19 protein-coding genes, 2 pseudogenes and 1 riboswitch are annotated in these 21,577 nt (G+C 62.4%); of the genes and pseudogenes, 5 read left to right on the top strand and 16 right to left on the bottom strand.

The annotated features are described in order from the left end of the window. Positions 1-194 precede the first annotated feature (194 nt). The 9 genes and pseudogenes from ACI2KG_RS04880 to ACI2KG_RS04840 form a co-directional block, all read right to left on the bottom strand. Positions 195-782, bottom strand: coding sequence for a nucleosidase (locus ACI2KG_RS04880; RefSeq protein ID WP_404661022.1), 588 nt, complete (start codon positions 780-782; stop codon positions 195-197). Between the two features lie 56 nt (positions 783-838). Next, positions 839-1,942, bottom strand: a complete 1,104-nt coding sequence (locus ACI2KG_RS04875; protein WP_404661021.1) for a carboxylate-amine ligase — start codon at positions 1,940-1,942, stop codon at positions 839-841. A gap of 5 nt (positions 1,943-1,947) precedes the next feature. Beyond that, entirely contained in the window at positions 1,948-2,901 is a 954-nt protein-coding gene (locus ACI2KG_RS04870) for a methyltransferase (protein WP_404661020.1), read from the bottom strand. Next, positions 2,901-4,232: an iron-containing redox enzyme family protein gene (locus ACI2KG_RS04865; protein ID WP_404661019.1), complete on the bottom strand. Its 1,332-nt coding sequence runs from the start codon at positions 4,230-4,232 to the stop codon at positions 2,901-2,903. The genes ACI2KG_RS04870 and ACI2KG_RS04865 overlap by 1 nt, the downstream gene beginning before the upstream one ends. A 24-nt stretch (positions 4,233-4,256) precedes the next feature. Next, entirely contained in the window at positions 4,257-4,454 is a 198-nt protein-coding gene (locus ACI2KG_RS04860; RefSeq protein WP_400618727.1) for a hypothetical protein, read from the bottom strand. A 58-nt stretch (positions 4,455-4,512) separates the two neighbouring features. Further along, positions 4,513-4,632: pseudogene (locus tag ACI2KG_RS04855) on the bottom strand (KGG domain-containing protein); the annotation flags it as partial. Between the two features lie 204 nt (positions 4,633-4,836). Beyond that, positions 4,837-6,120, bottom strand: coding sequence for an NTP/NDP exchange transporter (locus tag ACI2KG_RS04850; RefSeq protein ID WP_404661018.1), 1,284 nt, complete (start codon positions 6,118-6,120; stop codon positions 4,837-4,839). A 4-nt stretch (positions 6,121-6,124) separates the two neighbouring features. Beyond that, positions 6,125-7,033 carry an aldo/keto reductase gene (locus tag ACI2KG_RS04845; RefSeq protein WP_404661017.1) on the bottom strand — a complete coding sequence of 303 codons (909 nt, stop codon included), beginning with the start codon at positions 7,031-7,033 and terminating at the stop codon, positions 6,125-6,127. A gap of 89 nt (positions 7,034-7,122) precedes the next feature. Further along, positions 7,123-8,004, bottom strand: coding sequence for a Dyp-type peroxidase (locus ACI2KG_RS04840; protein WP_404661016.1), 882 nt, complete (start codon positions 8,002-8,004; stop codon positions 7,123-7,125). 183 nt (positions 8,005-8,187) lie between these two features. Between ACI2KG_RS04840 and ACI2KG_RS04835 the strand changes: the two genes are divergently transcribed. Continuing rightward, positions 8,188-9,081: a bile acid:sodium symporter family protein gene (locus ACI2KG_RS04835; RefSeq protein WP_404661015.1), complete on the top strand. Its 894-nt coding sequence runs from the start codon at positions 8,188-8,190 to the stop codon at positions 9,079-9,081. Positions 9,082-9,299: 218 nt separating this feature from the next. Here the strand turns inward: ACI2KG_RS04835 and ACI2KG_RS04830 are convergent, their stop codons facing one another. Together ACI2KG_RS04830 and ACI2KG_RS04825 are read right to left on the bottom strand one after the other, a co-directional pair. Next, entirely contained in the window at positions 9,300-9,767 is a 468-nt protein-coding gene (locus tag ACI2KG_RS04830) for a sterol desaturase family protein (RefSeq protein ID WP_404661014.1), read from the bottom strand. Positions 9,768-10,275: 508 nt separating this feature from the next. After that, positions 10,276-11,844 carry a diguanylate cyclase gene (locus tag ACI2KG_RS04825; RefSeq protein ID WP_404661013.1) on the bottom strand — a complete coding sequence of 523 codons (1,569 nt, stop codon included), beginning with the start codon at positions 11,842-11,844 and terminating at the stop codon, positions 10,276-10,278. Positions 11,845-11,995: 151 nt separating this feature from the next. On the opposite strand from ACI2KG_RS04825, the gene ACI2KG_RS04820 reads away from it, so the two are divergent. Together ACI2KG_RS04820 and ACI2KG_RS04815 are read left to right on the top strand one after the other, a co-directional pair. Continuing rightward, on the top strand, positions 11,996-12,496 hold the full coding sequence (locus ACI2KG_RS04820; RefSeq protein WP_404661012.1) for a DUF4142 domain-containing protein: 501 nt from the start codon (positions 11,996-11,998) through the stop codon (positions 12,494-12,496). An 8-nt stretch (positions 12,497-12,504) separates the two neighbouring features. Continuing rightward, positions 12,505-12,756 carry a hypothetical protein gene (locus ACI2KG_RS04815; protein ID WP_404661011.1) on the top strand — a complete coding sequence of 84 codons (252 nt, stop codon included), beginning with the start codon at positions 12,505-12,507 and terminating at the stop codon, positions 12,754-12,756. A 128-nt stretch (positions 12,757-12,884) separates the two neighbouring features. On the opposite strand, the gene ACI2KG_RS04810 is transcribed toward ACI2KG_RS04815, so the two are convergent. Beyond that, entirely contained in the window at positions 12,885-13,049 is a 165-nt protein-coding gene (locus ACI2KG_RS04810; RefSeq protein ID WP_400618751.1) for a DUF6021 family protein, read from the bottom strand. A 55-nt stretch (positions 13,050-13,104) separates the two neighbouring features. Further along, positions 13,105-14,091: a DNA-binding protein gene (locus ACI2KG_RS04805; protein WP_404661010.1), complete on the bottom strand. Its 987-nt coding sequence runs from the start codon at positions 14,089-14,091 to the stop codon at positions 13,105-13,107. A 254-nt stretch (positions 14,092-14,345) separates the two neighbouring features. Between ACI2KG_RS04805 and ACI2KG_RS04800 the strand changes: the two are divergent. Next, positions 14,346-14,618: pseudogene (locus tag ACI2KG_RS04800) on the top strand (pyridoxal-phosphate dependent enzyme); the annotation flags it as partial. A 98-nt stretch (positions 14,619-14,716) separates the two neighbouring features. On the opposite strand, the gene codA reads toward ACI2KG_RS04800, so the two are convergent. The 3 genes from codA to ACI2KG_RS04785 all read right to left on the bottom strand — a co-directional run bounded on the left by codA (position 14,717) and on the right by ACI2KG_RS04785 (position 17,675). Beyond that, positions 14,717-15,955, bottom strand: a complete 1,239-nt coding sequence (gene codA / locus ACI2KG_RS04795; protein WP_404661009.1) for a cytosine deaminase — start codon at positions 15,953-15,955, stop codon at positions 14,717-14,719. A 410-nt stretch (positions 15,956-16,365) separates the two neighbouring features. After that, the gene (tenA, locus tag ACI2KG_RS04790; RefSeq protein WP_404661008.1) at positions 16,366-17,031 is read right to left on the bottom strand and encodes a thiaminase II; all 666 of its coding nucleotides are present in this window, start codon (positions 17,029-17,031) and stop codon (positions 16,366-16,368) included. Beyond that, a complete protein-coding gene (locus tag ACI2KG_RS04785; RefSeq protein ID WP_404661007.1) occupies positions 17,028-17,675 on the bottom strand; it encodes a TenA family protein in 648 nt (215 codons plus the stop codon). The genes tenA and ACI2KG_RS04785 overlap by 4 nt, the downstream gene beginning before the upstream one ends. Positions 17,676-17,753: 78 nt before the next feature. After that, a riboswitch (TPP riboswitch) is annotated at positions 17,754-17,868 on the bottom strand. Between the two features lie 247 nt (positions 17,869-18,115). Here ACI2KG_RS04785 and ACI2KG_RS04780 point away from each other — a divergent pair. Continuing rightward, positions 18,116-21,511, top strand: a complete 3,396-nt coding sequence (locus ACI2KG_RS04780; protein WP_404661006.1) for an Ig-like domain-containing protein — start codon at positions 18,116-18,118, stop codon at positions 21,509-21,511. The last annotated feature ends 66 nt before the right edge of the window (positions 21,512-21,577 follow it).

Here is a 21,577-nt window from a genome sequence, read left to right as displayed (position 1 = left end):
CCGATCAATGTAGGAGCGGGTTCACCCGCGAATGCGATGGCGGCTGCAACGGTGAACGGCCAGTGAAATTGGCCCGCAGGTCCGGCCTATTCGCGGGTAAACCCGCTCCTACAACGGGCTGTAGCGGGTCGCCGAGCTGCGTTTTCAGCCACCAACGGAACAGGGTTCTTGCCCGCAAGAACACCACCCCGCGGTCACCCGTGGCTGAACAGCACCCGCTTGAACGCTTCGGCCGCCAGATGCACCTGCACCGCCCAGTCCCCCGCCGCATCGCTGCCGGCGTCATCAGAAATATACTTCAGGCATACGAACGGGATGCCTTCGCTGCGTGCTATCAACGCCAGCACATAGGCTTCCATATCGACCACGTCATAGGGCGCCTCAGCATGATTGATCTCGAAGCTGTCGCCGCTGCCGCATGTTTCCAGGGGCAGGCCGGGGATCAACGTCCCGTACTCCAGCAGCACCGGGATATCCGACAACGGCGTTTCATAACGGGCGAAGCCCAGCGGCGTTACGTCCATGTCACGCTGCACGAAGCGAGTGCAGCACACCACTTCGCCCTTGCCGTGGCGCTGGCTGCCCGCCGAGCCGAGGTTGACGATCAGTTTTGGACGGCGCGTTGCGATGGCTTTGGTCAGAGTGATGGCGGCATTGACCTTGCCTATTCCGGTGAATACGGTATTGACCTCGGTGAATACATCACCGGCCTCGGCCTCCAGGGCGAAGACGAACAGCGTGTCATCCAGAGCAATTTCAGGGTAGTGATTGATCAGCATCATGGAGCAGATGTTTCCGAATGGCTGCGAGGGGCGCGGCCATTGTCGGTCAACCTCGGCTAATTGCAAGTCCCGGCGGCCACCACAGTCCGTAGTGCTTGCGCCTTGCTCAACCCGCTGAGGGCGGCCCGTTGCAGGCAGCGCATCTGCTGATCAGCATGGGTACCGTCACGCAGCAGGTGCTGGGCATGCTGATACGCGCGTTCAGCGTCAACACTGTCGATGGGCACGCGCTCTTGTAACTGGGCCAGCCAGCCGGCAGCCGTCACCGGTTGTTGCTGGTGCAAGCCGATGAACTCACCGTGACGCCCATGGCGCATGGCGCGCCAATAATTCTCCTGAGCAACCCAACGTAACTCGCGATTGCACGCAGCGTCATGCCGGTAGCTGATAGCGTGCTCCACCAGATGGCGGAACAGCGCGGCAATGCACAAGGCGTCTTCCAGCTGCGGGCAGCTGTCGCAAATGCGTAACTCTACTGTGGGATAGCGCCGTGAGGGGCGTATCGCCCACCAGAAATCACCTTCTGCCGTCATTGACCCGGTACGCTGCAACAGTGCGCGGTAACGCTCGTAAGCGCCCCAATCCGGCAAGGCTTCGGGCAGCCCCATGTGTGGCCACTCGCCGCAAATGACCCGGCGATAACTCATGTAGCCGGTAAGCTGCCCTGACCATAGCGGTGACGAGGTACTGAGTACCAGCAAAAGCGGCAGCCAGCCTAGCAGGCGATTGATCAGTTGCATGCGGTCGCAGCTTGGCGGAACACCAACATGCACATGCAGGCCATTGAGCAGGCTGCGCCGGGCGACATGGCGGTAGTCTTCGAACAACTGCCGGTAGTGAGGCGACGCAGCGGGCTGCTGGCGCAGCCAGTCGGCATTGGGGTGGCTGGCTGCGCCGTACAGGCCCAAGCCCTCCTCGTTCAACACCGTCCGCAATCTGCTGCGACTGTGCTGGAAGAATTCACGTGCCTCAAACAGGTTGGCGAACACAGGAGAGGCAACTTCGATCTGGCTGCGGAACATCTCCTGGGCAAAATGCGCGCCTATGGCTTCGCGGCAGCGCCCGATTATCGCTGGCGAGGGGGCCGCCGGCACTCGCCCGGAACCCAGGCTGACCAGCAGGTATTCTTCCTCGATGCCGAATGTGCAAGCCTCAGCCATGCGGGTCAGCCGTTACGGGTAACGGTAAGCGCTACGGCAGCGATGCGTTCGACGTGCTCATAGCCGCGCTCGTCCAGTTGCTCGCCGAATACATCCGGGTCGATTTCCCGGTACACCCAGGACCATTCAGGCCCGGCCAGGCGCAGTCGGATGGCCTCGAGCAAGGCATCACGCCCCTCAACCATGGCCACTCCTGTATAGAGTAACAATGAACCCCCGGCGCTCAGGCGTTCTCGCGCCTGTTCGACGATGCGCAGCGACAGCTCTGCCCCCAATGAGCCGCCGCCATGGCGATACGTGCGTTCGCCAACGTCCAGCATGTAGGGCGGGTTAGCCACAATCAAGTCGAAGCTGCCGGTCACGCCGTCGAGCAGGTTACTGTGTTCGACAGAAACGTTGCTTACGCCAGCCAGGGCCGCATTGATCGCGGTATAGCGCAGTGCGAGCGGGTTGATGTCCACGGCTGTAACCTGCGCATGCTGCGCGGCTCTGGCAATAACCAAAGCACCAACGCCGGTGCCGCAGCCAATATCCACGGCATGCTCAACGCGCTTGGGGCTAGTTTGCAGGTGCTCGTGGATGACCTGGGCAAACCGGTAGCTGTCCGGACCAAAAAATACCGCGTCACTGGCCTCGGTCGGATAAGCAGAATGCACCAGCAGCAGGTCATCGAGCGTCGACCAGCGCACGGTGCTCTGCAGCAGCTCGCCTTGCCCGGCAAGCAGTTCGGCGCGTTGCAGCTGGCCCAGTTCGTCGGCAGACACCAATGCCGGAGCGAACGGGCGGCTCCAGCCGAACACGTCGCGCAATGTGTGCGCCTGCGCGGCGCCTTCGCGGGCGTTCACGCGGGCATGGGTAGCGGGCGTAACGCAAGTGAACCGATAACCATCGGCACGCAGGCGCTTGCCCAGTTGCAATAGCGCCTGGTCGGTTGCAAGTTGTTGCGGGTCTAGCATCATCAGCGAGGTTCCTCCTGGATCAGGCCGGTAGCGCGCAGGTAGGCGCGAGTGGCCATAAGGCCCTCGGGCGCCGCATGGCGATTGCCCGACATGTGCTCGATCAACGTCTCGATATCGGCCTGCGCAGCCTTGGCAGGCTGCTCGTCGGCTTGCAGCGGTACGTCCCAGCTGCCAGGCGGGACGCGCTTGATTCGCGAATGCCAGCCGGCCGCAATCCAGTCGTGCCACAATTGTTTCTCGTAGGCGGTGAACACCCCGTACATGGGTGCCGACGGCCCTTCCACCAGCTTCCACCAACGGCTTTGGGCCGGGTCCTCGCCACGGCGAATCCAGCCTTGGGCTTGCAAGGCGTCGAGGAAACCCGGCATGGCACCCGGTTCGGCCAGCCACTGGTTGACGGTGCGCCCCTGCAATCGGCAGCGGTCGGAATGCATGAACTGGCCAAAATTACGCTTGTGTTCCAACGCCTGGATAAGCTCGGCTTCAAGGTCGAAATTGCTGATCAGGCTGGGTGTATCGACACCCAGGTCATTCAGGCGATAGCCGAGCCGTACGCGCTGATAGAACTCGCCCTGGTTGTCGGCCGGGCACAGTTGGCGCAAAGCCTGTATCGCTAGCTGGGCATGGCCGCTAGCGGCATTGTCGATGGTGACATGCAGCTGGAAATACTGGCCGTCGATACCCAATTCGGCCAATTCATAGGTGGTGATGAGCAAATGCAGCGGTGGTTGTTCGTAGCCAAGGTTATAGCCGATCACTTCGGGCAGGAAATCTTCGCCAAATCGCCCAAGCGCCAGCTGCACAGTGCCTTGCAGGTAGCGTTGGTCATCCAGCTGCAACGGCTCAAGGCAGCCCAGGCGGGTCATCAGGCGCTGGTAGATCAACACGTGATTGCAGCGCGGGTCTCCGCTACCCAACTCCTCGATATAAGTGCGTATGAGACCGTGGTAGCGGGGGTCGCCCCAATGCCGCAGGGCACTGTACAGCCAGGCACCGTCGACAGCCTTGGTTGGCGCAACCTGTTGCAAAAACCATATCGCCTGGGCGCGATTGGCAAAATACCGGCGCGGCGCCCCTTCCCGGCGGTGCTCCAGATACAGTGCATAGGCTCCCGCAACCTGGGCGGCATGATCGGCGCTCCAGGCTTCGAGTTCAGCGGGGTTGGCAGGCAAGTCATCCGGTATACGCTGCGCGCGTGACAATTGCTCGTTCAACCAGGCCACGCCTGCAGGGTCTGGCCCTTCAAGCAATGCGTGGTAACGCTGTTGCAAGGTCGGCCCGGTTGGCGAGGCCGGAACCATTGCGGCGGTCTTGCGAGTCATGACCGTCATGCCGAAATCCTCGTGCGCGGTTAGTTATTGGCTAGGTTTCTGCCCTGGCATAGGCTCAGGGTCGGGCGCAGGTTGGGGTGCAGGCTTGTCACCAGGCTGCTGCATCTGCAGCGATGGCTTGCTTGGGTCGGCATCCTTGCCTGGGTGATTGTTATCGCGGTCGAAACAGCCGCCGACCAAGGTCAGCGTGCCCAGCAGGGCGATCAGAGATGTCAGTCGCATAGGGTCCTCCGCTGCGGAAAAACCGCAGTGCCGGCTGCCCGGCACTGCGTAGCCTCACTTACGAACGGCCGCCCTTGCGGCTGGAATCGCTGCTCTGGCCGCCACCGGAGTGCTGGCCGCCTTTGCGCCCTGCCTCGGAAGCTTTCTCACGGTCATTGGCAAAGTTGCCTGGGTTCTTGTTACCGCCCTGGCTGCCTTGTTGATTGCCGCTACGGCTGTTGTCTTTAGTGGCCATGGTCTAAAACCTCGTATGACTTCGGAATGCACGGCGTATCTGCCGTACATCTGTTCGGAGTTCGGACATATGGCGGGATTCGTTTTATCGCCAAGGGTTCGGACCGGCGGTATTAAATAAACGAGGAAGCCTTATTTGGTACGCCGTTCAGTGGCGCAGCGGGCTATCCAGGCGCGCTTGGTGGCGACCCAACCAGCCACCGATCGTCGCCCAGCCCAAGGCCAGCAGGGCACCGATCAGCATCGCCAGCTGGGGATGCTCCCCCAGCACGTCCAGCGCGCGCTTGACCCAGCCGCTGAAAGCATCACCGCCACGGTAAACCACGGTGTCGATGAAGTTCTTGGCCTTGTACTTGTCCTCGGCAGGCAGCACGGTGAACAGCATCTCGCGCCCGGGCCTTACCAGCGCATATTCACCGGCCCGGCGTACCACCATCACCACCACGAACGCGGCGAATACCGGCGCCAGGGCCAGCCACAGGAATCCTGCGGCCATCACCAGCGGTACCGCCACCAGCAATACCCCTACCCCCATCCGCCGCGCCAGGCGCCCGGTAAGGAACACCTGCGTGAGGATAGCCAGGGCCTGCACGAGGCTGTCTATCAGGCCAAACACCTGGGTTTGCCGGGTGCGGTCGGTGAAGGTTTCGCTGACGATGCGCGCCTGCTCGAAGTACAGGAACGTGCTGACGCTGGCCAGCAATACCACAAACAGGGCGATGCCCAGCAGATACGGCGAGCGCAACACCGCGGTCGCCCCGGTAAACGGGTTGCCGCCCAATGGCCGCGAGTCGGGGCGCTCAGCCTGCGTCGGCAACACTTGGCAGGCTCGCCAGCGTTGCAGGAACAGGCTTGCGCCGACACTGCCTAGCAGAAATACCGCGGCCAGCAGTAGCAGCCCGGCATGGCCCAATGGCGCCACCAGCAAGGTGCCAAGGATCGGACCGCTAAGGCCGCCCAGGCTGGCCCCGGCTGCCAGCAGGCCGAAGAGTCGCTTGCCCTGCGCGGTCGAGAACAAATCGGCCAATACGCTCCAGGCCAGCGAGATGGTCAGCAGGTTGAACACCGACAGCCAGATGTAGAACGCGCGCGCGGTCCACAGGTCGTCCGGGTGGCGGGCGAGCAGCGCGGCGAACAGCACCAGGTTGCTGGCAAAGAAGCCGTAGGTCCATGCCAGGATATGCCGGCGTTGCACCCTGGACGCCAGCCAGCCAAATAGCGGCAGGCACGCCAAGGTGGCAATGAAAGTGCCGGTGAACAGCCATTGCAGGTTGTCCACACCACCGGCAACGCCCATGGTTTCGCGCACCGGGCGCAGCATGAAGTATCCGGTGAACAACAGGTAGAACAGCAGCAAGCCGGCGATCACCGCCGGCCCCTCGCCGGGCTGGATGTTCAGCCCTTGGTCCAGGCGCCGCCGCCAGGCGCTCATGGTCCTAGGTAAACTGCTTGATCAGCGCTTGTTGCTGCGCCTGGGTAAGCATTGGCTCATGCCCGGCCTTGAGCTGGTCGAGCTGGCGGTCCGGGCGCCCGGTAGCAGGAATGACCGTGGTCACCGCCGGGTGGCTGATGGCGAACTTGAGAAACAGCTGCGCCCAACTGCCGATGCCGGCATCTGCGGCCCAGCCGGGCAATGGCTGGTGTTTGACCCGGGCAAACAGGCGGCCATCGTCGAAGGCGCGGTTGATCAGCACTGCAACCCCCTTGTCGTGGCACAGCGGCAGCAGCTCGCGGGCAGCGTCGGGGGCGTTGACCGAGTAGTTGATCTGGATAAAGTCCAGCGGCTCGCTGCGCACGATACGGGCAACGTCGTCCTGGCCACTGTTCAGGTAGTGGGTGATGCCGACGTAGCGGGTCTTGCCCTGCTGCTTCAGCTCGCGGGCATAGGGCAGCTGGGCCTGCCAGTCGCGCAGGTTGTGGATCTGCAGCAAGTCGACCTTGTCGGTGCGCAGGCTCTGGAGGCTGCCGGCCCATTGCGCTTCGGCGTCGGCGCGGCTGTTGGCGGCGATCTTGGTGGCGATGAAGCACTGCCGGTGCCAGCCACCCTCCTCCAGCAACTGGCCGAGAATGCTGTCGGCCCCCCCGTAGTTGGGCGAGGTGTCGATCACCCGCCCGCCACCGTCGAAAAACGCCTTCAGCACTGTTTTCAGTTGCTGGTACCCGGCCGAGCCAGCCTCTACCTCGAAGCTGCCGGACGTACCGGCGCCGATCACCGGCAAGGCTTCACCGGTCGCGGGTACTTTGCGGGTCAGCAAGCCGGCCGGGGTGGCGGCGTGCAACCAAGGAGTTGCAGCCAATACGCCCAAGGCGGCACCGGCGCGTAGGACATCACGACGTGCGTACATGGAAATGCTCCCGTCATGAATCGGAAACTTTCAAGGCTAGCCGCCCTGTCCCGCGCCGGTGGGTGTTTCTGTATCTGGATGTTTAGTAATCAAGCTTGCAGTAGCTGGCTTAGGTCGACACCCGCCGCGCTCATTGGCGGGCACCAGTAGTAGCCGCCGGTCAGCGGCCGGCTGAAACGGTACAAGGCGTCGATGATGCCGTCCTCCAGGCCGCTCATGCGTCGCAGCTGCACCTCGAACGCATCCAGTGAACGGCCCAAGGCAACAAACGCCAGGCCTGCGCCACGGGTGTCGGCCCAAGACACCGACCGCCGCACCATGAAGGCCTCAGGTTCGAAGCTCTCCTGGGCTGTACGCTTGACGTGCGCAGACGCTGGCGCGTCGTCCAGTTCTTCGTTATCGCTCAAGCGCCGTCCGATGATGTTGTCCTGGGTTTCTTGAGGCAACGACTTGAAATACTGCAAGTCATGCTTCCACAGCTGGAATGCCGCGAAGCTCGAGCCGTTCAGGCCAGGCCCAGCGCCGGCGAGAATGGCCGCATCGACAGCCTCCTCGTCTTGCGGGTTTTCGGTACCGTCTTCGTAGCCAGTCAGGTCCCGGCCCCCCTGGTGCAAAAAGCCGTCGACATGATCGACCAGGCTGAACGCCGGGGCCAGCAGTTGCTCGAGCGCCTGCGCCCGCAGGTACAGGTCACCGCGTTCCTCACCGCGCAGCCACAACCACAACGCGTGCTGGGTGCTGGGGTTTTCCACTGCAGCATCCAGTTGCGGAAACGGCTTCAGGCCCTGCACACAGGTGTTCAGGGCTTTAGCAAGGGGGGCACCGATGCCGAGCGTCAAGCGCAGGCCGTCCACTTCGGCGGCCAGCGCATCCAGGGCTGCCGGCAACGCCTCAGGCGTTTCGATGGCGAAGAACAGGTGACGGGCATGGACCGGCACCGGGGTGGCAAGCAGACCTTGCTGGAACGGCATGACAGGCGAATCCTCGGCAAAAGCCGGAATGCTACTGTGCTTGCACACCCGCTGCAATGCGGCGTGTGGCCTGATGCGCCTGCATTGCCGTAACAAATGGTTACCAACGGCTGGCCCTTTGCGATCAGCTGTCAACCAGCGCCGACCTACACTGCTCGGGATCCTTCGCCCGAGAGAACGCTCATGACCGCCTCGCCCTTGCTTACCGCTGTTCTGCCGCTTGCCTTGGGCATCATCATGCTCGGCCTTGGTTTGTCGCTGACCCTCGCCGACTTCGCCCGGGTTGTGAAGTATCCCAAGCCAGTGGTGATAGGCCTGGCCTGCCAGATTCTGCTGCTGCCGCTGGTGTGCTTCCTGATTGCCAACGGCTTCGGCCTGGAATCGGCGCTGGCGGTGGGGCTGATGCTGCTGGCCGCCTCGCCGGGCGGCACCACCGCCAACCTGTTCAGCCATCTGGCCCACGGCGATGTGGCGTTGAACATCACCCTCACGGCGGTCAACTCGCTGATCGCGATCCTCACCATGCCGTTGCTGGTGAACCTGTCGCTCAGCTGGTTCATGGCCTCGGACCAGGCCATACCGCTGCAGTTTGCCAAGGTCATGCAGGTGTTCGCTATTGTCCTGCTGCCGGTGGCGCTGGGCATGCTGATTCGCCATTTCGCCGCAGCATTTGCCGCGCGGATGGAAAAACCGATGAAGCTGGTGGCGGCGTTGTTCCTGGCGTTTACCATCGTCCTGGCCCTGGCCAAGGATTGGCCGACGGTTGTCGAGTACGCACCGGTGGTAGGCCTGGCGGCGCTGCTGTTCAACCTGCTGAGCCTGGCGGTCGGCTATTGGGTGCCGCGCTTGCTGAACATTCCCAAGCGCCAGGCGATTGCCATCGGCATGGAGATCGGCATTCACAACGGGACATTGGCGATTGCCCTGGCGTTGAGCCCTTCGCTGCTGAACAACCCGACCATGGCGGTGCCGGCGGCGCTGTACAGCCTGATCATGTTCTTTACGGCGGCGGGGTTTGGCTGGTGGGTCAGCCGGGGGCATGTGGCGGCGCAGCCTGAGGGAGAAACAGTGAATTGATGATGTTGCCTCTGGCCCTATCGCCGGCAAGCCAGCTCCCACAGGTAAGGTGTAAAACCGCAAGCCAGTACACATCCTGTGGGAGCTGGCCCAGGTAGGGTGCAAACCTGCAAGCCAGCACACATCCTGTGGGAGCTGGCACAGGTAGGGTGCATACCTGCAGGCTACTTCAGATCCTGTGGGAGCTGGCTTGCCGGCGATAGGGCCAGAACAGGCTGTCACAGCTGGTTGCGCTTGCCCCGAAGCTGCTGCTTCAACACCTTCAACGGCGGCGCATAGAAGAACCCGAACGACACACTCCCCGTACGCCCCTTTACTGCATGATGCAGCTGATGCGCACGGTGCAGGCGCTTGAGGTAGCGGTTGACCGGCTGTGGCTTGCGCGGCCAGTGGCGGTGAAAGAAGCCGTCGTGGGCCAGTACGTACAGTAGGCCGTAGCCCGCCACGCCCCCGCCCACCCATTGCAACGGCGCGTAGCCACTCTTGCCCAGCGCTACCAGTGCCGTGGCAATCAGCCCCAGGGCCACCAGGTACAGGTCGTTGGTTTCAAGCATGCCCAGCTGTGGCTCATGGTGTGAGCGGTGCAGCCACCAGCCCCAGCCATGCATGATGTACTTGTGTGCCAGCGTGCCAACGCCCTCCATGGCCACCAGGGTGCCGAACAGCACGGTGAGATTGAACAACATGGAACGGTCCGGGTGATGGCAAAGGGAGGCGCAAGGGTACCGGCTAGCCGCACTTTTTTCCACGCAGGCGTAACCGGCTGTGTCCTGCTGCCGATGAAGCTATTGTCATGCTATACACATTGCAAAAGGATTGGTTGATGCAGATGTGGGAGCGGGCTGTTAAGCGGTATGGGCTGACAGGTGCATGCCCTGAGATCTTGGGTGCCTGTGAGATCGAGCGCCGCCCGCGCGGCGCTTCGCGGCACAAGGCCGCTTCCACATCTGTTTCGGGCCAGTTTCTTCTGTGAGATCACCTGCGCCCGCCTTGTTTGTCCCTTTCGATATCGGCTGCGCCACTGCTTTTCATCAATCTCAAGCCATGCACTCAATGGGGCGCGCGCCGAAGGCACAGGCATAATTGGCCCGAAACAAATGTGGGAGCGGCCTTGTGCCGCGAAGCGCCGCGCGGGCGGCGCTCGATCGCATAGGCGCTGCTAGAACACCGACGAGCACCTCGCCTATTTCCGTATCACGAATCCACCCCCACCACCACACCTGCCGCCACCGCATAACCATCGCGCCCTTGCCGCTTGGCCTGGTACAACGCCGCGTCCGCCGCCGCGATCAGGCTTAGCGCGGTCACCCCTTCCCGTGCCAAATCACCCACTGCAATCCCGGCACTGAACGACACCCGCCCCAACGGGCTGCCAGCATGCTCCAGCCCCTGCCGCCTCAACAGTTGCTGCAGTTCCTGCACCAGCAATTCTGCGCCGCGGGCGTCAGTGTCAGGTAGCAACAAGGTAAATTCCTCACCGCCGTAACGTACCGCCAGGTCTGCGGGCCGTTTCAATACCTGTTGCAACACCTCGGCAAAGCGCCTCAGGCACTGGTCCCCTGCCGGGTGCCCATAACGGTCGTTGTAGGGCTTGAAGTAATCCAGGTCGAGCATCACCAGCGCCAGCGGGTAACCCTGGCGCCTCGCCCGTCGTAGCTCGGGTTCGATCACCGCATCCAGCCGCCGGCGGTTACCCAGCCCAGTCAGGCTGTCGGTCAAGGCCAGCGCTTTCAGCGTCTGGTGCGCCTGGTGCAGGGCCCGCTCGATGGCAATGCGTTCGCGCAACTGGCGCAGCACCACGCCGCCAAACGCCGCCAGCCCGACCAGCAACAGCAGCAACACCGCCACCGACTTGATCGCATCGTGCCGCCAGGGCGCGACGATTGATTCGCGCGACAGCCCTGCCTCCACCACCAGCGGGTAGCTGGCCAGCGCCCGATAGCCATACAGACGTGGCGTACCATCGATCACGGCGACCGCCTCCGCCACCCCTTCCGGGGCATACGGCAGGTAATTACGGAAGATCTCGCTGCTGGCCAGGCTCCGGCCCACCACCTGCGCCACGAACGGGCGCCGTACCAGAATGGTGCCATCACGCTTGGCCAGCACCAGCGCCCCGCGCTCGTCAATCTTGAAATCGCCGTAATAACGCACGAACCATTCGACTTTGATAGTGCCCAGCAGCACACCGGCGAAGCTGCCATCGGCATGCTCCAGACGCCGGGAGATGGGGATGATCAAGTCGCCGGTCGAGCGGCTGCGCACCACTGAGCCAATGCGTACACCGCGGTCGGCATGGTCGCGGTGGAAGACGAAGTAATCACGGTCAGCGTTGTTGGCATTAGGCGGGATAGCCGCCTGGTCGGTGACGATCCAGCTGCCGTCCGGGCCATATACAAACAACCCGTGCAACTGCGGCATGATGCTTTTCTGCTGTGCCAGCAAGGCATGCAGGCGTGGCCGGTCGATGTGGTCGAAACCGTCGCCTTGTAGGCGCTCGGCCAAGGACGCTGTAATGACGTCAACCTGGCGGATGGCGTCCTCGGCGTGCTGCGCCGTTGCCCGCGCCAGGTTGCTAACCATGTTCTCGGCGTTGTTGTAGGCGTAGCGGTAGTCACGCCAGATACGCCAGCCTTCCACCAGCACGAAGGCCAGCATGACCATCAGCATGAACGCCAGCACCAGGCGGAACAACGCCACGGCGCGGCCCTCGCCGCTGGCTGCGAAAAGCCCGTCTTCTTCCTGTATCCTGGCTGCGCACATTGGGTTCCCTGGCCATACCGCATTCGCCGCCTTTCACTATAGTTCAGCGCTGTTCATGCCGAACCGCTGGCGAAAAAGATTAAACCTTTACCGTGTCCTCACCCTCAACCGTACGCGACACTGACGTCGCGTCAAGTTTAAGGAGTGAAGCATGAGCAATCTCTTCATCAAGCGCGTTGGGCTCAGCATGGTGCTGGGGCTGGCATCTGTGCACGCAATGGCCGCCAGTTCCGATGACTTTGTCGAGGCGGCGACCGAGTCCGGCATCGCTGAAGTGGTCACCGGCAAGCTGGCTCAGGAAAAGAGCCAGAATGGCGAGATCAAGACCTTTGCCCAGCAAATGGTCACTGACCACACTCAGGCCAATCAGAAGCTCGGCGATATCGCGCGCAAACTGGACATTTCCGTGCCTGACGAGGCGGCGATGACTGACAAGGTCAAGAAAATGATCCTGGAATGGCGCGATGAATCGTTCGACAAGTCCTATATCAACAATCAGGTCGATGCCCACGAAAAAGCGGTGGAGCTGTTCAAGAAAGAGGCTGCATCGTCCGACAAGGCCGAGCTGAAGGCCTTTGCCAGCGAAACCCTGCCTAAGCTCGAAGAGCACCTGAAGCATGCCAAGGCACTTCAGGCCAAACACGGCAAGTGAGGCCCCAGATGAGCAACGATGCATTGAAAGCCGAAGTGCTCACCCGCCTGCTGCACGCGCACCCTGAGGGGCTGGGCAAGGAAGTGCTGGACAACTATCGCGGTGAAAAAGCGGTGGCCGGCATGCTCAAGACATTGCAGGAGGCGGGCTTGATCCAGGATGGTAGTGTGGCAGTAAGCAGTGATCACCAGATTACTGTGAGCTACCCGATCAAGCTGTCGGCAGCGGGTGTTGAGGCAGCCAGGCAAGCTGAAAGCTGATGGCTGCATGACCTTGCACTATCGCCGGCAAGCCAGCCCCCACACTGGCAGCACTAACCTTACGGCATGTGCTGACCCTGTGGGCGCCGGCTTGCCGGTGATGGGCTGCAGGGCAGCCCTCCCCCGATTTACCCTTTTTTCTCGACGTCTCTGGGCGGTGTGGCCGGCCCTTGCGGGTCGACCTGCGGGTCATCGACATCCGGCGAATCCGGGTCGAAACCCAAGTCATCCGGCTTATCGGCCTGCTCGGATGAATGAGGCCCTTGGTCATGCGGTGGTCGTGATTCAGACATGGCGCTATCTCCGGTGGGTGTCTACGGAAGAAAACCCAGATCTGGAAAAGTTTGATTAATCTGCAGCTTCAGCCACCTGGGCCCGGTACTGCGCCAACGCCTCGTCACGCTCCTTAAGCTGTTCCTCGAAGCGCTGCAACTGTCGCGCCTGCGCGGCACACAGCTCGCGGCGGTCCTCCAGGCTTTGCGCTTGTGCATCCAGCTGGCGGCGCATTTCCTCACTGGCGCCCTGGGCCTGGGCCAGGATCGTGCGCAGGCCCTGGATCTGCGCATCGCGCTGCTCCAGCAACTCGTCCTGCGCCCGGCATTCGCTGGCGGCCTGGCGGTGCTCACCGAGCAAGCGTTCGTTGTCGCGGTGCAGCCGGGTCAGCTCGTCCTGCTTGACGATCATGCCCTGCTGCAACTGGCGCAACTCCACCTGCATCTGCTGCAACTGCGCTTCGTGGCGGCGCTGTTCCTGCTCGCGCTGTTCGCGGCTGGCGTTGCGGTAGTGCTCCAGCGCATCGCGGGCGTGACGGTGCTTGTCTTCAAGCGACTTGACCTGCTCGTCCTTGTCGTCAAGGCGTACCTGCAGCTCACCTAACGACTGGTTGAGACTGGCATTGCGCAGCTGCTCGGCCTGCAACGTGCTTTGCGTAGACAGCAATTTTTCAGTCTCTGCGGCCAATGCACCTGCATCGATCTCGTGCTGCTGGTGCGCTGCAGCCAACGCCTGCCGCGCGATTTCCAGCTGCGCCTCCAGCTGTTCGCGTTGTTTGGTGAAGGTACTTTCGGCCTGCTCGATCGTAAGGTCCGCCTCGTCCTGCAGTTGGGTTGCCAGTTGCCCGACCAGGCGGCTCAGTACATCGCTCAGGGCGGCGCCACCTTCGGAGGCCAATGGCTGCTGGCCGTTCAGCTCCTTCAGGTAGCGGTGAATCGTGGTCTTCGAGCCGGTATTGCCCAGCTCGATACGTATGGCATCGATGCTGGGGTTCTCGCCCCGGGCAATCAGCGCCTGACGCGCCTGTTGCACTACCACCTTGTTGATACCGCCCCGGGCCATGCTTGCTCCTACGATTTTGTACTGTGTTATGTAACATGTAATTACGTACTAATTATGGCGATATCGCAGCACACCTGCAAACATTTCCTCAGGTGGAATAATCACGGCTTATCGCATGTGACAGACCCATTGCAGCCGTTTTCGCGCCTGGCGCCCGTACTGGCGCCTCGGGTGCGCCGGCTTGTGTCAGGTTGGCGCAGAGCTGGAGGCCGCCAGGCGAGTCAAGGCATAAGGCGTACCGTTCGTCGCTGTAGGCAGGAGAAATCATCGAGGTGGATGCCCGTGAAACACTTTCGGACGGCACTGCGGCGGGTGTCGAGCCAGGTTCTATCAGCTTCCCGCGATGCCAGGCGCTGGTGACCAATACCGTATTGGTCAGCGAAGACGAAATACGCGCCGCCATGCGCGATATCGCCAACAGCGAGCGCTGGATCATCCAAGGCCCGGCAGCGGTTGCGGTCGCCGGTATGCAGAAGCTGGCTGCCCGTTACCAGGGTAAACGCGTGGCGGTTATCCTGTGTGGCCGCCCTGGGCTTCGACGTTCACAGCACCCAGGTGGCTGTACAGGATGTGCAAATCGCACGCTGCGCCTTGGCGGCAGTGAACGCCTGAGACTGAAGCCGCGTTAACGCATACGCCGCACCTGCGCTGGCGTGCGCTGCATCAGCACCCTGCCATTACGTACCGACACCCGTGCATGCCCCTGGCTGCGTACCATCTCGTAATCGTCCGGCGCCGACAGCAGCAACAGGTTCGCCGGCCGCCCCACCTCGATGCCATAGCGCTCGCCCAGGTTCAGGGTGCGGGCGCTGTTGTCGGTGATCAGGTCCAGGCAGCGCTGCAGGTCTTCGTAGCCAAGCATGTGGCAAATGTGCAGGCCTGCTTCGAGAATGCGCAGGATGTTGCCGTTGCCCAAGGGGTACCAAGGGTCGACGATGGAGTCCTGGCCAAAGCACACGTTCATCCCGGCGCGGTCGATCTCGGCCACGCGGGTAACGCCGCGGCGTTTCGGGTAGTTGTCGAAGCGCCCCTGCAGGTGAATGCTCTCGGTCGGGCACGACACGAAGTTGATCCCCGACAGCTTCAACAGGCGAAACAGCTTGTAGCAGTAGGCGTTGTCGTATGAGCCCATGGCCACGGTATGGCTGGCCGTGACCCGCGCGCCCATGCCGCGAACCCGGGCCTCCTCGGCCAGCACTTCGAGGAAGCGCGATTGTGGGTCGTCGGTTTCGTCGCAGTGCACGTCCACCAGGCAGCCGGTGCGTTCGGCCAGGTCCATCAGGAACTTTACCGATGACACGCCCTGCTCACGGGTGTTCTCGAAATGCGGGATGCCGCCAACCACATCGGCGCCGATGGCCACCGCTTCGGTCATCAGTGCCCGGCCGTTGGCATACGATTCGATACCCTCTTGGGGGAAGGCGACGATCTGCAGGTCGACCAGCTCGCGCACTTCTTCGCGTACTTCGACCATGGCCTTGAGCGCAGTGAGTGTCGGGTCGGTGACATCGACATGGGTACGGACATGCTGGATCCCGTGGTCCACCAGCATGTCGATGGTCTTCTTCGCACGGGTCTTGATGTCGTCGTGGGTGGTTATTTCCTTGCGCTCGGCCCAGCATTCGATGCCTTCGAACAGGGTGCCGCTCATGTTCCATCTTGGCTCGCCAGCGGTCAGGGTGGCGTCGAGGTGGATGTGCGGCTCGACGAAAGGCGCCACTACCAGGTTCTGCGCGGCGTCCAGATCATCGCCAGCAACAGTCGCCAGCTCGGCCTGAGGCACGATGGCGGCAATGCGTTCGCCGTTCAGTTCGATGCGGAACAGCCCGGGTTTGCCGCGCAGGCGTGCGTTGATGATGTGCATAGTGTCGCTCCTTGCCATGGACTTCGCTCATACGCAATTGTAGGAGTGAGCTTGTCGGTTAAACAGTAAGGGCTGACAGGTGCTTGTCTTGAGATGCTGGGTGCCTGTGAGGTCTAGCGCCGCCCGCACGGCGCTTCGCGGCACAAGGCCGCTCCCACATCTGTTTCGGGCCAATTATGCCTGTGCCTTTGGCGCGCGCACCCTGGGTGCATGGCTGAAGATTGATGAAAAGCCGCGGCGCCCCCCCCCCTTCAATATCGAAGGGAACAAACAAGGGGGACAGAGGTGACCTCACAGGAATAATTGGCCCGAAAAAAGACTGTGAGAGCGGGCTTGCCCCGCGAAGCGCCGCGCGGGCGGCGCTCGATCTCACAGGCGCCGCTAAACGCACGGCGAACACCTCGCCTTTTTCAGGCAACCCCATCCAACCCCATCTGCCAAAAGTCAGCCTCCAGGCTGGAGGCCTGGCCAAAAACCCCCACCAGCTCAATGAAGCGCTGCTCGGTCATGCTGCGCGCCGCCAGTTCATCCAGGTGTTTGCGCGCCGCTGCCGCCATGCCTTGATAACCTTCGCTGGCATACTCACCAATCCACTCGCGGTACGGGTGGCTACTCAAGTCGCCAATCTGCTCGGCCAGGGCCCGGCCTATCTCTGCATAGCCAATCACGCAGGGTGCCAACGCCACCTGCAACTCCAGCAGGTCACCGGCGGCGCCGCAGTCCAGTACGTAGCGGGTATAGGCCACGGTCGCCTGGTGCTCCGGTGCCGCCTCGATATCGGCCTGGCTCAGCCCCCAGCGCGCGCACAGGCGCAAGTGCAGCTCGGTTTCATCGAGAATCGCCGACAGCGTGGCCTGCGCGGCGCGGATGTCGGCTGGGCGGCGGCTCTTGTAGGCGGCTAGCGCCCAGGCCCGTGCGAACTGGATAAGGAACAGGTAGTCCTGCACCAGGTAGGTCCGGAACGCTTCCTGGCTCAGCGTGCCCTCGCCCATCTGCCGTACAAAGTCATGGTCTACATAGCGGTTCCACTGCGGTGAGGCCGCAGCTTTGAGGCGCGCGAAGATGTCCATGCTCATTGCCCCTCCGGGTAGACAGCATCGAAGAAGGCCAGCTCCAGCGCCACGGTACGCTGGTAGAAGTCAGCCGCCATTGCGGCCTCCTGCGGCCCGACGCGGTCCAGTTCGGCCTGCAGGAAGGCGACGAAGTCCTGGAAGGCCGGGTTGTCGTGCAGGGTGATCCACTCGGCGTGGACGAAGTGCTCTGGCATCGGCTTTGGCGCCTTCAGCGCCCAGTCCAGGTACAGCCCTTCGGCAACATTGAGTACCGCCAGCGCTGCTGCGTATGAACGGGTCGCGGCCGCTTCACGCATGATTGCCTTGAAGCCTGCAGTGGGTGCGGTATCGGCGGGCTCAGTGCGTTGCGCCGGGCTTACATCCAGGGCCTCGAAGGCACGCAGGAAATAGGTGTTTTCGTCGCTGGAAATCATCCCGGCAAAGCGGCCAAAGCGCAGGCGCGCCTCGAAGGTGTCGGCCGTGGCGATGGCCGCGCCAAGCAAGGTCAGGAAGCTGTCGAGAAAGCGGTGGTCCTGCACCAGGTAGTCGACCATGATCGGGGCCGGCAGGCTGCCGTCGCACAATTGGGTCACGAAACGGTGGCCAACGGCCGCCGACCAGGTCGGCTCGCTCTGCTGGCGCAGGGACTGGCTGAAACGTTCGGTCATGTTGCTGTCCTTGGTGAAGGTGACAGCGAGACCTTGGCAAATGGCATGAACGGGCCTCGCAGTGAGGCCGGCAAAAAGGCAGGTAACCAATCCCATCCCTTCGCCGGCATGATCCGGATCAGGTTCGAAGGGTCACCGCGCTGTTGCATCCAGCGGTTTCTCAGCCCGTTGCCAGGCTCCCCTTGGTGGCGTCACATATACCCCAGCGCGGTCCGGCTGTCACTACATAACCCAAATGGTGGGCCATAGGGTGCCCCGCTACTGGGGACTTATCCCCACATTTGCGGCGCGATTATTGAGTGCGGCTCAGGTATTGCGCAGTTTTGTATGACAAGGCATTGCAGAAATAACGGTTGGCACAGCCATTGCTCGGGGCCATTTATCAGGCAAAACGCCATTGATGGCTTAAAGCTATTCAGCCGCGAGCGAGGCATAAAGCAATGAAAACACCTGCCGTGATCGACCCTGCCAGGCACGCATTCCAGCTGTCCTGCCTCACCGCGCTGATGGTCAGCCTTGGGCTGATCTCGGCGATGGCATCTCCGCTTGACGACAACAGCATGCCACCGCCGACCGACCCGTCGGCCTACACTGACCAACCCGCCGACCCTGACCCCGCCCTGCTTAACCTGTACACCCTGCCCGAGGCTAATGAAGGCGCTCTGGAACTGACGGATGGCATGTACGGCGACCGTAACACGGTGCGCATCGACAATGTATTGCCACCGTTGCTGCAAACCTCGGATAAATACCCTACCAACGGCAAGCCGAGCCCGTTATTCGGTGCGCAACCGTTCACGCAGCAACTGCTGCTGTTCGAGGAATTCGGCCCTGAGAAACTCGACCCGAATTTGCCAGCACCCGACCTGACCTTCCCGGTCCCTACGCTGGGCGCTGCGCCTGCACAAGACCCTAACGTGGTTGCCCGCAGCGGCCCCAGCGGCACGGCCCTGGAGGCGTTTCTCAAGCAACCGGGCCTGTACCCGTTCCCGACCCAATACGCCAATGTGCTCGACCGTAACCCATGGAAAGCGCAGATCGAGATGTTCCTCAACCGGAAACCCGTGGGTTCGCCGGCAGAAGGCCGGCCACCAGGAAAAGGCTGGTCGCACCAACGCTGGAACGAGTTCTACCCGCAGGCAGCGTTCAAGACAGCCCAGGCCGGCGCGCGCATCAACCTTGGCCTGCGTGACCGCAAGCAGCTGCACAACTATGCAGTCGGCGAGTTTGCCCCGGGCGGCCTGTATTACCAGACCTCGGATATCCCGACCACGCTGGGGACCACCAAGGGCATCGACACCCGCTTCCACCCGAACATGCCGCTACAGAACCACAAGTCGTTGTGGACCTTCGACGGCACCTTCCCGGTCAAGCTGCTGATGGTGCGCTATGGCCAGCCGATCCTCATGCGCCATTACAACGCCTTGCCGATCGACCCGTCGGCCAACGGCGGTTTTGGCCTCCACACCATCTCGACTCACGAACACAACGGCCACTCGCCGGCCGAGAGCGACGGCTTTGCCAACGCCTACTTCTTCCCCGGCCAGTACTACGACTACCGCTGGCCAGTACAACTGGCCGGCTACGACACCATCAACACCCGCGCCCAGGACGCGCGTGCGGCCTTCCCTTGCTCACCGGGCGAAACCCTGTTCGTCAACGATGGCACGCCGGGCTTGAAAACCTGCCAGAACGGCAGCATCAAGATTCGCGGCGACTGGCGCGAAACCATGAGTACCCACTGGTTCCACGACCACATGATGGATTTCACGGCGCAGAACGTCTACAAAGGCAACGCTGTGATGATGAACTATTACAGCGCCCTGGACCGCGGTAACGAGGCCCTGCAGGACGGCGTCAACCTGCGTTTCCCCAGCGGCACCGCCATGCCATGGGGCAACCGTGACTATGACGTCAACCTGGTGATCGCCGACAAGGCCTGGGACGCCAGCGGCCAACTGTGGTTCAACCCCTTCAATACCGACGGTTTCCTCGGTGACCAGATGCTGGTCAACTGGCAGTACCAGCCCAAGCTTAAAGTGCGCGCACGCAGCTACCGGTTCCGCATTCTCAACGGCTCGGTATCACGGTACTTCAAGTTTGCCGTGGTGCGCGAAATCGCCGGCAACGGCGGCGAGTTCAAAGGCCCCTCCGGCTCCAACGTGTCGTATGCACGGGTGCCGTTCCACATGATCGCCAACGACGGCAACATCATGGAACACGCCGTTCCGTTCGACGGTACCCTGGACCTCAACGGCGACGGCAACCTGCAGGACAACAACGCAATTCTGCCGCTGCAAGGCATCGCCGAGCGTTACGACATCATCATCAACTTCGCCAAGAACGGCATCAAGGTTGGCGACAAGCTGTATTTCGTCAACCTTGAGGAGCACCAGAGCGGCAAAGGCCCGGAAGGCACCATTGCGCTGGCCGATGTACTGTCGGAAACCTACAAGGCAGTGATCAAGCAGACCAGCAAGGGGCCGCAATGGGATAAAGGCGACCCAATAGTCGGCAAGTTCCTGCAGTTGATCGTGCAGCCCTACACCGGCCAAGACGTGAGCATGGACCCCGCCGCCTATGAACCGGCCAAACCAGGCAAGCCCCAAGGCCTGAAGATGATTCCGCTGCCGATCGACCGCAATTCGGCGTCCGACCTGGCCAAGATCAAGGATGCCCGCCACCGCGAGTTCATCTTTGGCCGCTCGGACGGTACCGACACAACCCCGTGGACCATCAAGACCGACGGTGGTTTTGGCTACAGCATGGACCCTCGGCGCATCAGCGCGGCGCCGCAACTGGCCAATCAGTCCACCGACGGCGGCTTCAGTGGCGACGGCACCCTGGAAGTATGGAAGATCAAGAACGGCGGCAACGGCTGGAGCCACCCGGTACATGTGCACTTCGAGGAAGGCGTGATCCTCAGCCGCGACGGCAAGGCACCGCCAGAATGGGAAAAGTGGGCACGCAAGGACGTGTATCGCATCGGGCCAGACGCCGACTCGTCGGAAGAAGTGGAAATGGCCATCCGCTTCCGTGAATTTGCCGGTACCTACATGGAACACTGCCACAACACCCAGCACGAGGACTCGTCGATGCTGCTGCGCTGGGACCTTGAACACCCGGGCCAGTTCCAGGTGATGCCAACCCCGCTGCCGGGTTGGGATGGCGTGGAGTACATGGCGTCGGTGGGCTTGCCAACCTTCCGCACCAAAGGCCACAACGATGACGACGACCCGGCCAACAAGCCACCGGTCGCGGCCAATGACAGCGCGGCAACCACCGCCGGCAAGGCAATCACCCTGAACGTGCTGGCCAACGACAGCGACCCGGATGGCAACGTACCGCTGACCGTCACTGGCCTGAACCAGCCGGACTCCGGCAAGGGCGTGGTCAGTACCGATGGCACCACGGTGACTTACACCCCGCCGGCCACGGTCGATACGCCGTTCACCGCCAGCTTCACCTACACAGCGCGTGATGCCAAGGGCGCCGAGTCGGTGAACCCTGCCACGGTCAGCATCGTGGTGAACCCGGCGGCACCGGTCGACCAGATCCAGGTCACCAGTGCCGTGGTGCAGGTGCGCAGTGGCAACCGTTACACCTGGGACCTGTCCGGAACGACCTCGGTGGCCACTGGCAACAGCATCAGCGCGACTGCGGCAACCACTAGCGGCCCGCTGAGCCTGGGCAATGCCACGCTGACCGCCGCCACCAGCGGTGCCCGCTGGCGGGTGTCGGTGACCACCACCGGCAGCGGCCCGGCCACACCGGCGACGGTGACGGTCAAATCGACACTGGGGCAGAGCGTGACCGTGCCGATCAGCATCAAGTAACTGGAAAGCAGGGGCCGCTCTGCGGCCCTTCGCGGGTGAACCCGCTCCTACGGGGTTTTGTGTGGG

The organism is Pseudomonas sp. NPDC089407, assembly GCF_044900445.1.
Taxonomy (GTDB): domain Bacteria; phylum Pseudomonadota; class Gammaproteobacteria; order Pseudomonadales; family Pseudomonadaceae; genus Aquipseudomonas.
The sequence above is the reverse complement of the archived record's forward strand: the minus strand, read 5'-3'. Positions and strand labels throughout refer to the sequence as shown.

Excerpts from the sequence above, each read along its gene's own strand:
- ACI2KG_RS04880 (WP_404661022.1), bottom strand. The coding sequence starts at position 782 with ATGATGCTGATCAATCACTACCCTGAAATTGCTCTGGATGACACGCTG.
- ACI2KG_RS04875 (WP_404661021.1), bottom strand. The coding sequence starts at position 1,942 with ATGGCTGAGGCTTGCACATTCGGCATCGAGGAAGAATACCTGCTGGTC.
- ACI2KG_RS04870 (WP_404661020.1), bottom strand. The coding sequence starts at position 2,901 with ATGATGCTAGACCCGCAACAACTTGCAACCGACCAGGCGCTATTGCAA.
- ACI2KG_RS04865 (WP_404661019.1), bottom strand. The coding sequence starts at position 4,232 with ATGACGGTCATGACTCGCAAGACCGCCGCAATGGTTCCGGCCTCGCCA.
- ACI2KG_RS04860 (WP_400618727.1), bottom strand. The coding sequence starts at position 4,454 with ATGCGACTGACATCTCTGATCGCCCTGCTGGGCACGCTGACCTTGGTC.
- ACI2KG_RS04850 (WP_404661018.1), bottom strand. The coding sequence starts at position 6,120 with ATGAGCGCCTGGCGGCGGCGCCTGGACCAAGGGCTGAACATCCAGCCC.
- ACI2KG_RS04845 (WP_404661017.1), bottom strand. The coding sequence starts at position 7,033 with ATGTACGCACGTCGTGATGTCCTACGCGCCGGTGCCGCCTTGGGCGTA.
- ACI2KG_RS04840 (WP_404661016.1), bottom strand. The coding sequence starts at position 8,004 with ATGCCGTTCCAGCAAGGTCTGCTTGCCACCCCGGTGCCGGTCCATGCC.
- ACI2KG_RS04835 (WP_404661015.1), top strand. The coding sequence starts at position 8,188 with ATGACCGCCTCGCCCTTGCTTACCGCTGTTCTGCCGCTTGCCTTGGGC.
- ACI2KG_RS04830 (WP_404661014.1), bottom strand. The coding sequence starts at position 9,767 with ATGTTGTTCAATCTCACCGTGCTGTTCGGCACCCTGGTGGCCATGGAG.
- ACI2KG_RS04825 (WP_404661013.1), bottom strand. The coding sequence starts at position 11,844 with ATGTGCGCAGCCAGGATACAGGAAGAAGACGGGCTTTTCGCAGCCAGC.
- ACI2KG_RS04820 (WP_404661012.1), top strand. The coding sequence starts at position 11,996 with ATGAGCAATCTCTTCATCAAGCGCGTTGGGCTCAGCATGGTGCTGGGG.
- ACI2KG_RS04815 (WP_404661011.1), top strand. The coding sequence starts at position 12,505 with ATGAGCAACGATGCATTGAAAGCCGAAGTGCTCACCCGCCTGCTGCAC.
- ACI2KG_RS04810 (WP_400618751.1), bottom strand. The coding sequence starts at position 13,049 with ATGTCTGAATCACGACCACCGCATGACCAAGGGCCTCATTCATCCGAG.
- ACI2KG_RS04805 (WP_404661010.1), bottom strand. The coding sequence starts at position 14,091 with ATGGCCCGGGGCGGTATCAACAAGGTGGTAGTGCAACAGGCGCGTCAG.
- codA (WP_404661009.1), bottom strand. The coding sequence starts at position 15,955 with ATGCACATCATCAACGCACGCCTGCGCGGCAAACCCGGGCTGTTCCGC.
- tenA (WP_404661008.1), bottom strand. The coding sequence starts at position 17,031 with ATGAGCATGGACATCTTCGCGCGCCTCAAAGCTGCGGCCTCACCGCAG.
- ACI2KG_RS04785 (WP_404661007.1), bottom strand. The coding sequence starts at position 17,675 with ATGACCGAACGTTTCAGCCAGTCCCTGCGCCAGCAGAGCGAGCCGACC.
- ACI2KG_RS04780 (WP_404661006.1), top strand. The coding sequence starts at position 18,116 with ATGAAAACACCTGCCGTGATCGACCCTGCCAGGCACGCATTCCAGCTG.